Origin of the sequence: Sphingopyxis sp. YF1, assembly GCF_022701295.1 — a bacterium.
Taxonomy (GTDB): Bacteria; Pseudomonadota; Alphaproteobacteria; order Sphingomonadales; family Sphingomonadaceae; genus Sphingopyxis.
The window spans coordinates 3,542,317-3,557,500 of sequence record NZ_CP033204.1 but is presented as its reverse complement, the minus strand read 5'-3'; the positions used below and the strand labels follow the sequence as shown (position 1 = coordinate 3,557,500).

At 66.1% G+C, this 15,184-nt stretch carries 10 protein-coding genes, 1 tRNA gene and 2 rRNA genes (1 of these 13 cut by a window edge); 4 read left to right on the top strand and 9 right to left on the bottom strand.

Annotation, left to right across the window (positions count from 1 at the left end):
• The 3 genes from EAO27_RS17175 to EAO27_RS17165 all read left to right on the top strand — a co-directional run.
• A 23S ribosomal RNA gene (locus EAO27_RS17175) occupies window positions 1-1,130 on the top strand; it begins 1,663 nt to the left of the window's first position.
• A gap of 132 nt (window positions 1,131-1,262) precedes the next feature.
• Window positions 1,263-1,377 (top strand): 5S ribosomal RNA (gene rrf / locus EAO27_RS17170).
• Between the two features lie 106 nt (window positions 1,378-1,483).
• A tRNA-Met gene (locus tag EAO27_RS17165) sits at window positions 1,484-1,560 on the top strand.
• 69 nt (window positions 1,561-1,629) lie between these two features.
• Here EAO27_RS17165 and EAO27_RS17160 read toward each other — a convergent pair.
• Together EAO27_RS17160 and EAO27_RS17155 are read right to left on the bottom strand one after the other, a co-directional pair.
• Window positions 1,630-3,357, bottom strand: a complete 1,728-nt coding sequence (locus EAO27_RS17160; RefSeq protein ID WP_242772205.1) for an amidohydrolase — start codon at window positions 3,355-3,357, stop codon at window positions 1,630-1,632.
• A gap of 15 nt (window positions 3,358-3,372) precedes the next feature.
• A complete protein-coding gene (locus EAO27_RS17155; protein ID WP_242772202.1) occupies window positions 3,373-4,815 on the bottom strand; it encodes an alginate export family protein in 1,443 nt (480 codons plus the stop codon).
• 209 nt (window positions 4,816-5,024) lie between these two features.
• Here EAO27_RS17155 and EAO27_RS17150 point away from each other — a divergent pair, with 209 nt between their 5' ends.
• Window positions 5,025-6,524 (top strand): AMP-binding protein, encoded by a 1,500-nt coding sequence (locus tag EAO27_RS17150; protein WP_242780629.1) that lies wholly within the window; start codon window positions 5,025-5,027, stop codon window positions 6,522-6,524.
• Between the two features lie 214 nt (window positions 6,525-6,738).
• On the opposite strand, the gene EAO27_RS17145 is transcribed toward EAO27_RS17150, so the two are convergent.
• The 7 genes from EAO27_RS17145 to EAO27_RS17115 form a co-directional block, all read right to left on the bottom strand.
• A complete protein-coding gene (locus EAO27_RS17145) occupies window positions 6,739-8,166 on the bottom strand; it encodes an aldehyde dehydrogenase family protein (protein WP_242772200.1) in 1,428 nt (475 codons plus the stop codon).
• Window positions 8,167-8,194: 28 nt separating this feature from the next.
• On the bottom strand, window positions 8,195-9,307 hold the full coding sequence (locus tag EAO27_RS17140) for an NAD(P)-dependent alcohol dehydrogenase (RefSeq protein ID WP_242772198.1): 1,113 nt from the start codon (window positions 9,305-9,307) through the stop codon (window positions 8,195-8,197).
• A 10-nt stretch (window positions 9,308-9,317) separates the two neighbouring features.
• On the bottom strand, window positions 9,318-10,202 hold the full coding sequence (locus EAO27_RS17135; protein ID WP_242772196.1) for an AraC family transcriptional regulator: 885 nt from the start codon (window positions 10,200-10,202) through the stop codon (window positions 9,318-9,320).
• A gap of 9 nt (window positions 10,203-10,211) precedes the next feature.
• Window positions 10,212-11,429 (bottom strand): cytochrome P450, encoded by a 1,218-nt coding sequence (locus EAO27_RS17130; RefSeq protein WP_242772194.1) that lies wholly within the window; start codon window positions 11,427-11,429, stop codon window positions 10,212-10,214.
• A 2-nt stretch (window positions 11,430-11,431) separates the two neighbouring features.
• Window positions 11,432-13,654, bottom strand: a complete 2,223-nt coding sequence (locus tag EAO27_RS17125; protein WP_242772192.1) for a TonB-dependent receptor — start codon at window positions 13,652-13,654, stop codon at window positions 11,432-11,434.
• Window positions 13,655-13,787: 133 nt separating this feature from the next.
• Entirely contained in the window at window positions 13,788-14,171 is a 384-nt protein-coding gene (locus EAO27_RS17120; RefSeq protein ID WP_242772190.1) for an OsmC family protein, read from the bottom strand.
• Between the two features lie 22 nt (window positions 14,172-14,193).
• On the bottom strand, window positions 14,194-15,168 hold the full coding sequence (locus EAO27_RS17115; RefSeq protein WP_242772188.1) for an alpha/beta fold hydrolase: 975 nt from the start codon (window positions 15,166-15,168) through the stop codon (window positions 14,194-14,196).
• Between the last annotated feature and the right edge of the window lie 16 nt (window positions 15,169-15,184).

Genomic DNA, 15,184 nt, shown 5'->3' with positions numbered 1-15,184 from the left:
GGGGGCACAGGCCAGGGGGTAGCGACTGTTTAGCAAAAACACAGGGCTCTGCTAAGTCGGCTTCAAGACGACGTATAGGGCCTGACGCCTGCCCGGTGCCTGAAGGTTAAGTGGAGGGGTGCAAGCTCCGAAATGAAGCCCAGGTAAACGGCGGCCGTAACTATAACGGTCCTAAGGTAGCGAAATTCCTTGTCGGGTAAGTTCCGACCTGCACGAATGGCGTAACGACTTCCCCACTGTCTCCAGGAGATGCTCAGCGAAATTGAATTCTCCGTGAAGATGCGGAGTACCCGCGGTTAGACGGAAAGACCCCGTGCACCTTTACTGCAGCTTCAGAGTGGCATTAGGAAAGAACTGTGTAGCATAGGTGGGAGGCTTTGAAGCACTGGCGCCAGCCGGTGTGGAGCCATAGGTGAAATACCACCCTGTTGTTTTCTGATGTCTAACCTCGATCCATGAAACTGGATCAGGGACCCTCTGTGGCGGGTAGTTTGACTGGGGCGGTCGCCTCCTAAAGAGTAACGGAGGCGCGCGATGGTAGGCTCAGGACGGTTGGAAACCGTCTGTTAGAGTGCAATGGCATAAGCCTGCCTGACTGCGAGACTGACGAGTCGAGCAGAGACGAAAGTCGGTCATAGTGATCCGGTGGTCCCGAGTGGAAGGGCCATCGCTCAACGGATAAAAGGTACGCCGGGGATAACAGGCTGATGATTCCCAAGAGCTCATATCGACGGAATCGTTTGGCACCTCGATGTCGGCTCATCACATCCTGGGGCTGGAGCAGGTCCCAAGGGTTTGGCTGTTCGCCAATTAAAGTGGTACGTGAGCTGGGTTCAGAACGTCGTGAGACAGTTTGGTCCCTATCTGCCGTGGGCGTCGAAATTTGAGAGGAGTTGACCCTAGTACGAGAGGACCGGGTTGAACATACCTCTGGTGTACCTGTCGTGGCGCCAGCCGCGCAGCAGGGTAGCTATGTATGGACGGGATAACCGCTGAAAGCATCTAAGCGGGAAGCCTCCCTCAAGATAAGATTTCACAGAGCCGTGGAAGACCACCACGTTGATAGATCGGATGTAGAAGCGCGGTAACGTGTGGAGCTAACCGATACTAATTGCTCTATTCGCACTTAAGAGTCCCGCCATCAACGACAGTCCTGTCAGGCCAAAAGCCTTCAGACTGTCCGCGAAGGACGGATGATTGAAGATCAGTCCATATTGCACGGGCATCGATTGAACCCTTTTTGACCTACGCCGGCTTCATTGCTTGGTGACCATGGCGTCAGTGACCCACCCGATCCCATCTCGAACTCGGACGTGAAACCTGACAGCGCCGATGGTACTGTGGCTCAAGCCCCGGAAGAGTAGGACGTCGCCAGGCATTGCAGCCGGCGTATGGTCGAAACACAAAACCCATTCACAAGTTCAAAGGCCGGCAGAAATGCCGGCCTTTTGCTGTTCAGCGGCCCAGGGCCGCTCTTTGGTGGCGCGGGATGGAGCAGCCCGGTAGCTCGTCAGGCTCATAACCTGAAGGTCGTAGGTTCAAATCCTACTCCCGCAACCAAAATAACCACCCCCCAACTCCCGGGCTTGCTTGCGCCCGGGGGACAGTTCGGACAATCTCTACCCCTCACTAAACCCGCCGTCCTTCCTTGAAGGTGTCGGTGACGGCAATGTTCGCGAGCCGGTCGGGATCGATCGTCAGCGGATTGTCCGAAAGCACGGTCAGGTCGGCAAGCTTGCCGGGCAACAGCGATCCTTTGCGGCCATCCTCATAATGCTGCCATGCGGCCCAGAGCGTCATCGCCTTCAGCGCGACATCGACCGGCACGCGCTGGTCGGGCCCCAATATGTCGCCCGAGCGCGTGCGGCGGGTGACCGTCGCCGACAGCACGCGCATCGCATTGGGATGCGCGACGGGGGCGTCGTGGTGCGAGGTGAAGCGCATGCCGCGGCGCAACGCCCATCCGCACGGCGAGATATTTTCGGCGCGCCGCGGCCCGAGCACCGAATCGCGGTGCCAGTCGCCCCAGTAGAAGGTGTGCATCGGAAAAAAGGAGGGGACGATGCCAAGGGCTTTGAGCTGGTCGACCTGATCCTCGCGCGTTACCTGCCCGTGGATCAGCACCGGGCGCCGGTCGGCGGCGCCATGTTTTTTCGTCGCCTCGCGCACCGCGGCGATCATCAGGTCGACCGCGGCGTCGCCATTGGCGTGGACCTGGATTTGCCAGCCGCGGGCAAAGGCCAGCTCGATGGCGTCGATCGCCTGTTTCGCGGTGATCGCCGGATAGCCGGCATAGGCCGCCGACTGGCCATCGGGGGGAATATGATAGGGCTGCGACATCCACGCGGTCTTGGCCTGCGGCGATCCGTCTATCGTCAGCTTGGCGCCGCCGATGCGGAAGCGACCGGCGTAATCCTTGCGATAGGCGGAGAGATCCATCGCATCCGGCGACGCCAGAATGTCGGGAAAGGACAGCAGGTCGATCGGCAGCCCGCCCTGCTGCGCGACCGCATCGATGAGCTTGCACGTATCGGTCGACGACCGCCCGTCCTGACAGGTGGTATAGCCGAAGCTCGCGTAAAAGGCCGCGCCCTCGCGGATCATTTCCATATTCGCCTGCGCGTCGAGGCGGGTGAAGAGCACCCCCATCATCGCGAACAGCGCGCTTTCCTCGAGCACGCCGTTCGGCTCGGTCGACCCGGCCTCGCGCCGATAGACGCCGCCGTCGGGATCTGGCGTCGCGGCGGTGACGCCCGCGGCGGCGAGCGCGGCGCTGTTGACCGACCCCATGTGGCTCGACTGGTGGAGCAGCAGGATCGGGACATCGCTTGAGATCGCATCGAGTTCGGTACGGGTCGGATGCCGTCGCTCGCGCAATTGCGAATCGTCATAGCCGAAACCGATCACCAGCCCGGTCTTGCGCACCAGGTTGGCGTGTCTGCCCATCCATTCGCGCGTGATCTTCTGAAGCGCGGGGATCGAATCGCCCGCGCCGTCGGGGGCCGGCAGCAGATTGGCGTAGCGTGCCTGCAAACCGACCATCACGACATGGCCGTGCGGATCGAAAAAGCCGGGAAGCAGCGTCCGCCCCTGCAGGTCGAAGCGCTGCGCGCCGCGGCCAGCCGCGGCATTGGCGGCGTCGAGCGTACCCGCGGCGACGATCAGCCCGCCCCGCACCGCGATCGCCTCGACGTTCGGCGCTGCATCCTCCATCGTCAGGATCGGGCCGCCGTGAAAGACCGTCACGACGCCGGCATCCTGCGCCATGACGCGCGTGCCCGTTGCGAGGAGGCCCGCCGCGATTCCGCCCTGTGCGAGCAGCATCCGGCGATCGATGGCGGCATCGGTCCAGGCCATGACGTTTTTCCCCTGTCAGAAGTTGACGACCATATTGACGAAGCCGCCGGTCCAGATCGGTGCGGTGACGTCGTTCGAGATCGAATCGACGCCCTTTCCCGGCGACGAGAGCGAGATGCCCGCGGTGAGAAAGACATTGGGCGTCATCACGCGCCGATATTCGAGGTAGAAATCGTCCGAGAGATGTTTGCGCGTCACCCCGGTGATCGGCTGCGCGATGCCGTCCTCGAACTCGACGCGGGTCGCCTGACCGAACTGGATTGGGCTGCGCAGTCTGTTGGCGCGGATGTGCGCCGCGCGAAGGGAAATCGTGTCGCGCGGACCCGGCGCGACGCTCAGCACCAGTTGATGCGCGTTGACGTTCGAATTGATGAACATCATCGACGATTTCGTGCCCGTCGACCAGGCGCTGGGGTTGCCCTCGTAATAGAGCGGATCGAAACGTTCGAGCCCGGGGGTGTCGGGATCGTCGCCGGAGAAGGTCTGATAGACATAGGAAATCGACGGCCGCCAGCGATGGCGGGTGAAGGTGTAGCCGACCTGCGCGCGCGCGGCCCATGCCTTGAGGTCGATCCGCTTGTTGCGCTCGATCGCGAGGTCGAGCCCGATCCATGCTCCTTCGAGCGGACCGCCAGCGGGTGCAAGCCGGCCATAGGCCGAAACGAAACGCAGCCCGTCGCGCCCGCCCTGGATGAAGTTCGGAACGCCGATCCCGCCGGGGGGGGCCTGCGGATAGGGTGAGGATGAGTTCAGCACCTTGCCCAGCGTCACCCCGACAAAGCTTCCGCCCTCCGCGTCGTAGCGCAGGTCGACGCCGGCGATATGCGTGCCGGTGTCATTGTCGGGCGCCTCGTTGGGATCGAGATAGAAGGCGGTTCCCTGCACTCCCCCGCTCGCGGCGGTCGCCAGCGCCGCGACCCGCCACGCCCGACGCGGCCCGAGCTTCAGTGCGCCGCGGGAAAAGCCGTTCGATCCGCCGTTGGACAGCAGCATGCCCGTTCCTGCCTTCCATTCGCGGGCGCCGAAGGAGACGTCGAGGCGGGATCCGTTTTCGTCCCCGCGCCGCAGCCCCAGATACAGTTCCTCGACGGTTGCCTGGCCGGTGTTGCCGGCGGCAAAGGCATCGGTGCCCACCGTCGTCGATACGACGACCGACGCCGCGCCATAGATGCTGGTGCGATCGTCGGGACGATGGTCGAAGGCGATCCCCGGCTTCACGTAGAATTCGGCCCATTCGCCATCCGAATCGAAGTCGCTGTTGCCCGCAACCGTTTCGGCAAACTCCCAGAACAGATTTTTTTCGGCGACTAGGTTGAGGCCCGCCTCGACGCGCGCGCGCACCTCGAGATCGTCGGTTTCGGCCAGAAGAAAGGGATTTTTTTCTTGCGCTGCGGCTCGGTCGGCGGCCGGAAAAGCCGCCCCCAGCATCACCATGGCTGCCCAGGCAGATCGGAGCATCGTTCGCACGCCTCCCTCGGCGAAGACTATCAGCATGTTGGCGCGAAAGATAGCCGCAAGTCCGGCGGTTTTCCGGATACGCGTCGCTGGACCCTGCGCCCGCCGGTGATCGTGTCCGCGCTCTGGACTCAAAATAGTTAGTATACTAATTGTATTGGGTGCATGGGCCGTTCCGGCGCGGCGGGAGAGGGAGAAAGCCATTGCGGATCGTGACCGCCGATCATGCTGTCGAGGGCGCCGAGTTCGGGGAGCGTGTCGACCGGGCGGCGGGACTGTTCGCGGCGCGCGGGATCGGCGCGGGCGATTGCGTTGCGCTGCTGCTGCGCAACGATATCGCCTTTCTCGAGGCGAGTCTCGCGTGCCGGCGCGTCGGCGCCTATTGCGTGCCGGTCAACTGGCACTTCGCCGCCGACGAAATCCTCTATGTGCTCCGCGACTGCGGCGCGAAGCTGCTCGTCGCGCACGCCGACCTGCTCGCACCCGTCGCGGCCGACGTCCCTTGCCCCGCGATCACCGTGCCGGTGCCGCCGGCGATCGCCGCAGCCTATCGCAGCGCGACCGCCGACACGGGGACGCGCGACGACTGGGACGCCGCGCTCGCCGCTGCCGTCCCCTGGACCGCGCCGTCGCCGCCCGCGGCCGATTCGCTGATCTATACCTCGGGCACCAGCGGCAATCCGAAGGGCGTAAAGCGCCGTCCGCCGGCGCCCGAACAGGCCGCGGCGAGTGAGGCGATGCGCGCGTGCCTCTATGGCATCGGTGCGGGCGCGCGGGTGCTGGTGCCCGCGCCGCTCTATCACACTGCGCCGAACCTGTTCGCGCACCGCGCGGTCGCGCTTGCCGACCTGCTCCTCCTCCCGCCGCGCTTCGATCCGGTCGCGCTGCTCGCGGACATCGCGCGTCACCGGATCACGCACCTCTATGCCGTGCCCGCGATGTTCAGCCGCCTGCTCGCGCTGTCCGCCGTCGAGCGAACGGCGCACGACCTGTCGTCGCTGCGCTTCGTGCTCCACGCCGGTGGGCCCTGCGCTCCGGCGGTCAAGGCGGCGATGATCGAATGGCTGGGGCCGGTGGTCGAGGAATATTATGGTTCGACCGAAGCGGGGCCGATCACCCATGTGTCGAGCGCCGAATGGCTGGCGCATCCGGGCACCGTCGGCAAGGCAATTCCCGGCGTCGAGATCGCGATCGTCGATGATTCGGGGCGGCCGGTGCCGCAGGGCGAGGTCGGAGAGGTGCAGTCGCGCAACCCCGGCTATCCCGATTTCACCTATCTCGGCCGCGACGCCGACCGCGCCGCGCTCGACCGCGGCGGCATGCTCGCCTCGGGCGACATGGGCTATCTCGATCCCGAGGGGCGGCTGTTCCTGTGCGACCGCAAGCGCGACCTCGTCATTTCGGGCGGGGTGAACATCTATCCCGCCGAGATCGAGGCGGCGCTGCAGACGGTCGAGGGGGTTGCCGACTGCGCGGTGTTCGGGGTGCCCGACGACGTCAACGGCGAAGCGCTGCTCGCGGTGGTCGAGCCGGTCGCGGGCGCGCGCGTGACGCCCGAGGGCATCGGCGCGTCGCTGCGGAGCCGCATCGCATCGTACAAGGTGCCGCGCACGATCCTGCTCACCGACGCGCTGCCGCGCGAGGAGACGGGAAAGATCCGCAAGCGGCTGCTGCGCGACCCCTATTGGGCGGCGGCGGGGCGCAGCATCTGAGCGCGCTGCGCGATTCGGTTTCGACTCGGTTCGGCAGCCCCCGATGCGCCGGCGATTCGCATCGGGCGCGGCGATGAACCGAGTGTCTGGCGCGGTCGCCGGAGGGGCCGGGCGCTAGCCAAAGCCCGCTGCAACTGTCACTCTACCAAAGCAGTAGAGATACTGGCGCGGCCCGTAGCCGAGACTGGCTTCCCTTGGCTACGGGCCGCCAATATCAGGCGTTTTGCTTCTTGCGCCGCACGATCGTCTGCGCATTGGTATATTCGAGCAGGCCGTCGAGCCCGCCCTCGACCCCGACCCCCGACTGCTTCATGCCGCCGAATGCCGCGGTCGGCGACAGATGCTGGGTTTCGTTGACCCACACCGTCCCGCTCGCGATGCGCTGCGCGATCGCGAACGCCTTGTCTTCGTCGCTGCCCCACACCGATCCGCCGAGGCCGTAATCGGTCGCGTTGGCGCGCGCGACGACATCGTCATAATCGTCGAAGCGGATCAGCGGGAGCACGGGTCCGAACTGTTCCTCCTGCACGATGCGGCTGTCCTCGGGCGGATTGTCGAGGATCGTCACGGGAATGAAATAGCCCGGCACATCGGCCGTCTCGCCCCCGATAAGGAATTTATAACCCCTGTCCTTCGCGTCCTGGATCAGGTCGAGCACGCGGCGGTATTGCGCCTCATTGTTGATCGGGCCGATCTGCGTGCCCTGTTCGGACCCGTCGCCTACCTTCACCGTCTTTGCATAAGCGACGAGCGCGTCGCGGAGCGGTTCGTAGATATCCTTGTGCACATACATGCGCTTGGTCGCGATGCAGATCTGGCCATTGTTGCGGAATGCGGCCCAGAACAGTTCCTCGGCGACCTTTCCGACGTCGATGTCGGGCATGACGATCGCGGCGTCGTTGCCGCCGAGTTCGAGCGTCACGCGCTTCAGCGTCGGTGCCGCCGATTCCATCACCCGGCGCCCGGTCGCGGTCGACCCGGTGAAGCTGATCTTGTCGAACCCGGGATGGCTCGTCATCCATGGTCCCAGCGCATCGCCGCCGGTGACGATGTTGAGCACGCCGGGCGGCAGCATGTCCTTGACCAGTTCGCCGAATTTCAGCGTTGCGAGCGGGGTGAAGGGCGAGGGTTTCAGCACCATCGTGTTGCCCGCGAGCAGCGCCGGGCCGACCTTGAACATCGCGAGGATCATCGGAAAATTCCACGGCGCGATCGCACCGACGACGCCGAGCGGGACGTGCCGCGTCTCGCTGTATCGCTCGTCGCTGTCCTCGTTGACCGTTACCGGCAGGTCGAGGCTCGCCGCGCCCATCAGCCAGTATCCCGCGCCCATGATTTCGCCCTCGGCCTCGGCATGCGGCTTGCCCTGTTCGGCGGTCAGCAGGCGTTTGAAGGCGTCGACGTTCGCGAGCACGGCCTGCCCCATCGCGTTGAGCGCGGCCTTGCGTTCTTCGACCGGCGTGGCCGCCCAGCCGGGGAAGGCTGCACGCGCCGCGGCGATCGCGCGGTCGAGGTCGGCCGGCGTCGCGTCGGGGACGCTGCCGATCACCTGTTCGGTCGCGGGGTTGAGCACGTCGAAACATGCGCCCCCGCGGTCGAGCCTGCCGCCGATCAGCATCGCATAGTCGCGGTCGAAATCCATGGTTTCTCTCCAGCTTTATGGTGTCTTTTTAAGGTATCAGCACGACCTTGATGCACTCGCCGCGTGCCTGCGCTGCCAGCGCCTCGTTGATCTCGGCGAGCGGAAAGGTCCGGATGAGCCTGTCGAAGGGAAAGCGCCCCGCGGCATGATGCGCGATCAGTTCGGGAATGAAGGTCTGCGGATCGCTGTCGCCCTCGATGATCCCGATGATGCGATGTCCGGGGGTCATCAGCGCGGCGATATTGACGCTGATCGCGGCATCGCGGTTCGCGGGCACACCGACCAGCCCGATCGCGCCATGGCTGCCGAGCGCGGCGAGCCCCGCCTCGATCACCGACACGACGCCGCTGGTGTCGAAGGCGAAATCGAGCCCCGCGGGGACGATCGCGCGCAACGCTTCGGCGAGATCGCCCGCTTCGGCAGGGTCGATGGCATGCGTCACGCCAAGTTCCAGTCCGAGTTCGCGCCGCGCCGCGACCGGCTCGACGAGGATGATCGTCGCACAGCCCTGGATCACCGCGCCCATCACCGCGGCGAGCCCGACCGGACCGCCGCCGAAGATCGCGATGCTCGATCCCGCCGGGCAGGCGAGCGAGTTCATCACCCCGCCCGCTCCGGTCTGGAACCCGCAGCCCAAGGGGCCGAGCAGTTCGAGCGCGATGTTCGATGTATCGACCTTCACGACATTGCGCGCGCGCGTGACGGTGAGCGCCGAGAAGGATGACTGGCCGAAGAAGTGCGAGGTTATCCTTTCGTCGCCCTTGGCATAGGCGGTCGATCCGTCGTCGAGCCGCATCCCGGCATAGTTGAGCGGCACGAAGCTCTGGCAATAGCTCGGCAGATGTTCGTCGCAGCGCGGGCAGGCGCCGCAGCTCGAAAAGCCGACGACGACTTCGTCGCCGACGGCAAGGCCCTCGACACCCTCGCCGATCGCCTCGATCACGCCTGCGCCCTCGTGGCCGAGCACGCCGGGCAACGCGAAGGGCGCGAACTGGTCGCGGAAGATCAGGTCGGTGTGGCAGAGGCCGACGCCCGCGATGCGCACGCGCACTTCGCCCGCGCGCGGCGCCTCGACCTCGATCGCCTCGATCGTGAATTCGCCCCCGGGCTGGCGCACCACGGCCGCCATCGCTTCGGTCATTCCCGTCTCCCTAATGCTGTCGCCGCGCTTCCTGCTGGCGATAATCGCTCGGCGCCATGCCGAACCAGGCGCGGAAGGCGCGGCTGAAATGGCTCTGGCTGGTGAATCCCGTCGCCTCCGACAAGGCGGCGAGGGTCAGGTCGGTCTGGACGAGCATCTGCTGCGCACGATCCAGCCTTGCCTTCATCACATATTGGTGCGGCGAGATGCCCGTCGCTTTCTTGAACAGGCGGCAGAAGTGCGACGGGGTGACCCCGGCGACCGCAGCCATCGCCTCGAGGCTATGCTCTTCCGCGGGGTTCGCGAGGACCGCGTTCATGATCTTGTGGAGGCGATAGGCGGAGAAATCGGACACCGGAATCTCGACCGGATTGCCGTGCGCGGGCGGCCCCGAGAGGATGTGCGCCTTGAGCGCACCCACCATCGCGGCGACATAGGCGGTGCGCTCCTCGGCCTGCGGCGCATAGAGTTCGGACAGGATCTGGCGCGTCAGCGCGACGCCGAGCGGATCGGCAAAGGCAAAGCGCATCTTGTTGAACTGTTCGGCGTGCGGCTGCCCCGCGAGCACTTCCGACGACATCGACAGCGTCACCACGTCGAGCTCGCCGTCGACCAGCCAGCCGGTCGGCATGCCCGCGGGGACGATCGTCGCGCAGCCGGGGATCGAACTCGTCTCGGTCCAGCCGTCCCTGTCCCATGTCTTGACCTGCGGCTTGCCGGCGACATGGACGGTGAAGATCGGCTGTGGTAGCGCGGGGAGCGTGTAGCTGCCGACGAACTGGCGCCAGCGGCACAGCGACCAGCCGTCGCCGAACGATCCCATCTCGACGTCGGGCGCGCGGCCGAGGACGTCGCAGATGATCGCCTTGTTGTCCCAGACGCTCTCGTTTCGCATTCTTCTTCCTCAGGCCGTCAGCCTGATCTCGAGCCGCTTGAAGCCGTTGATGAAGTTCGACCGCACGCGGCTCGGCTCTCCCATGATCTCTATGCGCCGAACATGACGCGCCATTTCGGCAAAGGCGAGTCGCAATTGCATCTCGGCGAGGCGCGAGCCGACGCAGACGTGGACGCCCGCACCGAAGGCGAGATGCTGGCGGATCGGACGCGCGATGTCGAAGGCGTCGGGATCGGGAAAGACCGCCGGGTCGCGGTTGCCCGCGGGGTAGAAGACGACGACCTTGTCGCCCTTGCGGATGACCTGGCCGCCCAGCTCGGTGTCGCGCGTCGCGGTGCGGCGCATGTGGATGACGGGGCTGGCGTGGCGCACCATTTCCCTGACCGCGTTCGGGAGCAGCGTGGGGTCGGCGCGGACCCTCTCCCATTGATCGGGGTGGTTCGCAAAGGCGATCAGGCTGTGGTTGATCGAGTTGCGCGTCGTCTCGTTGCCGCCGACGAGCGCGAGGATGAGGTTGCCGATGAAGTCGCCGAGCGGCACGGGCTGCCCGTGGATCTCGGTGTTCGCGAGCAGCGAGGCGATGTCGGAGCCGGGGGTAGCGCGCCGCTCCTCGAACAGCGCCGCGGCGAAGCCGATGAACTCGCCCATCACCGCCGCCATCGCTGCGGGCGACTGGCGGAAATCGGGATCGTCCTCGCCGACGAAGGCGTCGGTCCAGCGGTGGAGGTCGTGCCACATCTCCGCCGGCACGCCGAGCAGTTCGGCGAGGGTGAGGAGGGGCAATGGCACGGTCAGGAGCGGGAGGATGTCGACCGTCTCGTTCAGCGGCACGTCGGCGAACAGCCGTTCGACGCGTTCGGCGATGCGCGTCTCGATTCCTTCCAGCCGCCCCGGCGACAGCGCGGGCATCACGAACTTGCGATATTGCGTGTGCGTCGGCGGGTCGCGCGAGATGAAGGGGATGCCGATCGCCGCTTCGCCGGCACCGGTCAGCCCGACCTCATTCTCGTTGAAGATGCGGTGCCCGCCATTCTCGTGCGCCGAGGAGAAGAGATCGGCCTGCCGGGACACCTGGTTGATCTCGTCGAATCCCAGCACCGCCCAGAAACCCGCGCCATCGCTTTCGGGGTTCCAGTGGACCGGGCCCGCAGCGCGCAAGGCTGCGAGCTCGGCATAGGGCATGCCGCCGACATAGAGGTCGGGGTCCTTGAGGTCGACGGCCGCCACGATCAGAAGCCGTAGCGCAGGCTGACGCCGTAGGTGCGCGGTGCCGCAGGGATCAGGAAGTTGAACGGGAAACCCGCACCGCGCAGGTCGAGGCCGTAACCATAGGTCTTGCGGTCGAAGATATTGTTCGCGAACGCCCGGACCGTCAAATTGTCGTTGCTCCAGCTCAGCGATGCGTTGACCTTGGCGTTGGCGCGCTGTTGCAGTTCCGAATTGACCTGCGGCGTGCCGGGCGCGTCGATGTCGTTGAACGGCGAGAAATATTGGCGGCTCGAATAGGCCATGTTCGGCGCGAAGGTCAGCGTGCCGCCGCCGACCTCGACCATGTCCCATTCGAAACCGAGCTGCGCGGTGAGCTTCGGCGCGAAGGGCAGTTCGTTGCCCGAAAGGTCGGCGCCCTGCAGCGTCAGCCTTTTATATTTCGAGTGCAGCCAGCCGAGCGCGGCGTTGACGCGCAGCCCGTCGGCCGGGCGCAGCGTCGTTTCGACCTCCACTCCATAGACTTCCGACGCCGGTGCGTTGACGAGGAAGGAGACCGGCCCCGCGCGCGTGTCCTGCAGCTGCTGGTTCGAATAGTCATAATAGAAGGCCGAAGCGGCATAGGTCAGCAGCCGGTCGGCGGTGCGCCCCTTGATCCCGACCTCATAGGCGTTGACGCGCTCGGGTTCGATATAGCCGATCCCCGCAGACGAGGTGTAGCCGCCGCCGTTGACCGCGCCGGCGCGGTAACCGCGGTTGTAGCTCGCATAGACGAGCGGGCCGTTGTCGAACGTATAGCTCAGCGCGATACGGCCGGTCAGCGCATCGTTGGTGTCGGCGAGCGCGAAGCGCGCATCGGGATCATAGGCGCAGGTGCCCGCGACCCCGGCGCACGGCACCGTCGTTGCGATCGGGGTCGGCGTGTCGTCGACGCCGCCGACGAACAGATAGGCGAAGGCGTCATCGTAGCGCGACTTGTCCTTGGTGTAGCGCGCGCCGACCGTCAGCACGAGCCGCTCGGCAAGGTCGATGTCGGCCTGCCCGAACACCGCATAGCTTTTGCGCACCTGCCGGTAATGCTGGAAGAAGCCGCCCGCGGGGGGCAGCGGCAGGTTGAAGCGATTGTCGGTGATGTTGCGGTCCCAGCCGTAGAAAAGGCCGCCGACGAAGGCGATGCCGTCGCCGTCATAATTGGCGCGCAGTTCCTGGCTGAACTGGCGGTAGCGCGAGCGCCAGTTGATATCGAGCAGGTCGAGCGGCGAGCCGTCCGCCGCCTGCTGCAGGTCCTGCTTGCCGCCGTCGTAGCTGGTGATCGAGGTCAGGCTGAGCGTGTCCGAAAGTTCGAGCGCGATATTGGCCGAAAAGCCCCACGCGTCGGTGCGGTTCTCGCCGATCCGATTCTCGTTCGTCTCGAAAAAGCCCAGCCCGGTGCGAAAGGGTTCGAGCCCGTGCACCGCCGCCTGCGTCCCGCGGTCGCGGCCGGCATAGGCGCGCAGTACCACGTCGAGCGTTTCGGTCGGCTTGATCCGCAGCGACGCGCGGCCCTGCAGCGTGTCAACCGAATTGGCGTCGCGGCCGCCGGGGAAGACATTTTTGATCTGCCCGTCGCCCTTGGCGTAGTTCGCCGCAAGGCGAAGCCCCGCGACATCCTCGGCGAGCGTCGCCTCGGCGGCGCCCTGCGCGGTGATCGTATCGAAATTGGCGTAGCCGACCTGCACATAGCCGTTCGTCCCCGACAGGCCGGGCTTCTTCGTGATGAAGTTGATCGCGCCGCCGGTGGTGTTGCGCCCGAACAGCGTCCCTTGCGGCCCGCGCAGCACCTCGATGCGGTCGAGGTCGAAGAGGCCCATGCCGTGGCTGGTGCGCGGCGCGAGATAGACGTCGTCGAGATAGACGCCGACGGGCGAGGCCTGATTGCTGTTATATTCGTTCGCGACCCCGATGCCGCGCAGCGAGAAATTGGGCTGCGTATCGCCATAGGGGCTGTTGATCTGGAGGTTCGGGACGGCGTCGCCGAGCTGCGCCGAATTGGTGATGCCGCGTTCGGCCAGCGTGTCGCCGCCGAGCGCGGTGACCGCGAGCGGCACGTCGAGCAGCGATTGTTCGCGGCGCTGTGCGGTGACGACGATGTCGCCGTCGGCTGCGCCGTCAGCGACCGGAGCGGATGTTTCCTGGGCCAGCGCGGCGGTTGATGCGGTCGCGGCCAAGGTCGCCAGAAGGGCGCGTTTGAAGCGCGGATATGCCATCGTCTTTCTCCCATCAACGCGCCTCTGCGGGCGCCGTTTCGGGAGGAAGGCTAGACGCGATGCCGGCGACGGGCTTTAGCCGGGCTTGCAACGAGTTTTGACATTTCTTGCGCGGGGTGGGCCGCCGGCCGCCCTAGACCAGCCGGGTGTCGATCGGCAGCCCGCCTTTCAGCGTCAGCGTCACCGGCGTGCGCTCGGCGATGTCGGCGAGGCGCGCGGCCTGTTCGTCGTCGAGCCCGGTGATCTTCAGCGTGCGGTCGATGCGGCGGTCGGGATGCTGGCCCGACAGGCGCAGTCCGACCTCGACCGACTCGAGCGGCCATTGCTTGCGGTCGGCGTACATGCGCAGCGTGATCGCGGTGCAGGCGCCGAGGCTGGCGAGCAGCAGGTCATAGGGCGCGGGGCCGACCGCGCCGCCGCCGAGCGCGGGGGGCTCGTCGGCGATCAGACTGTGGCCGCCGACGTCGATGTCGGTGCGATAGCGGTCCTTGCCGATCGTGGCGGTGCCGTGGGCCATGCGTTTCTCTCCTGCAGGCGGGTCAGGCGGCGACGGTGCGCCGAAGCCATGGAACGAGCAAGGCCTCGACCTCGGTCGCGCGCTCGGCCTGCGTCCAGTGGCCGCACCCCGCCAGCATATGCGCCTCCAGATCGGGAACGACCGCGCGCATCAGCGGGATCGGATCGGCGGTGCCGAGGATCAGCGCCGGATCGCTGGTGCCGCCGATGAACAGCGCGGGGCGGCGAATGACGGGATCGAACGCGGCGGCCCAGTCGAAATCGCGGCCGTGGTTGCGGTAGCGGTTCAGCGTGCCGGCGAAACCGGTGCGCGCGAAGGTCGCGGCGGCATGGTCGAAATAGCCCGGTTCGAGCCAGCCCGGCACCGCGTCGGGGAATCGCAGCCCGTCGAGCAGCGCCGCGCCGTGCGGCTTGTCGTTCGGCCAGTCGCCGGGCGCGGCATCGCCCGATATGCAATGGTAGAAGGCGCGCAGGAACAATGCGGGATCGGCTTCGAGTTCGGCCTCGGCGACGCCGGGCTGCTGGAAATAGGCCTGATAGAAAAAGCGCCCCTTGTCGGTGAAGCGCCGCGTGAAGATCGCGTCGAAGGGCGCGGCGGCGCGGCCGAGCCAGGGGATCGAGAGCGCGGCGACCGCGCCGAAGCGGTCGGGGCGCGCCATGATGCTGTTCCACACGATCGAGGCGCCCCAGTCGTGGCCGACAAGCGTCACCGGTATGCCGGGAGACAGCGCGTCGGCGACCGCGACCAGATCGGCGACGATCGCCTCCATCCGGTACGCTTCGATCGCGCCGGGGCGGTCGCTGTCGCCATAGCCGCGCACGTCGATCGCGCAGGCGGTATAGCCGGCGGCGGCGGTGGCGGGGGCAAGGCGGTTCCACGACTGGCGCAGTTCGGGGAAGCCGTGGACGAACAGGACGAGCGGCCCGGTGCCGTGGACGTCGGCGGCGATGCGGGTGCCGTCGGGGGTGGTGAAATAGGTCGGTCTCTCGTCCACCATTGCACGCCTCAACCCC

What these genes read in the sequence shown, in the direction of transcription:
- EAO27_RS17145 (WP_242772200.1), bottom strand. Translation starts at nt 8,166, where the DNA reads ATGGATTTCGACCGCGACTATGCGATGCTGATCGGCGGCAGGCTCGAC.
- EAO27_RS17125 (WP_242772192.1), bottom strand. Translation starts at nt 13,654, where the DNA reads ATGGCATATCCGCGCTTCAAACGCGCCCTTCTGGCGACCTTGGCCGCG.
- EAO27_RS17135 (WP_242772196.1), bottom strand. Translation starts at nt 10,202, where the DNA reads ATGCGAAACGAGAGCGTCTGGGACAACAAGGCGATCATCTGCGACGTC.
- EAO27_RS17115 (WP_242772188.1), bottom strand. Translation starts at nt 15,168, where the DNA reads ATGGTGGACGAGAGACCGACCTATTTCACCACCCCCGACGGCACCCGC.
- EAO27_RS17140 (WP_242772198.1), bottom strand. Translation starts at nt 9,307, where the DNA reads ATGACCGAAGCGATGGCGGCCGTGGTGCGCCAGCCCGGGGGCGAATTC.
- EAO27_RS17155 (WP_242772202.1), bottom strand. Translation starts at nt 4,815, where the DNA reads ATGCTCCGATCTGCCTGGGCAGCCATGGTGATGCTGGGGGCGGCTTTT.
- EAO27_RS17160 (WP_242772205.1), bottom strand. Translation starts at nt 3,357, where the DNA reads ATGGCCTGGACCGATGCCGCCATCGATCGCCGGATGCTGCTCGCACAG.
- EAO27_RS17120 (WP_242772190.1), bottom strand. Translation starts at nt 14,171, where the DNA reads ATGGCCCACGGCACCGCCACGATCGGCAAGGACCGCTATCGCACCGAC.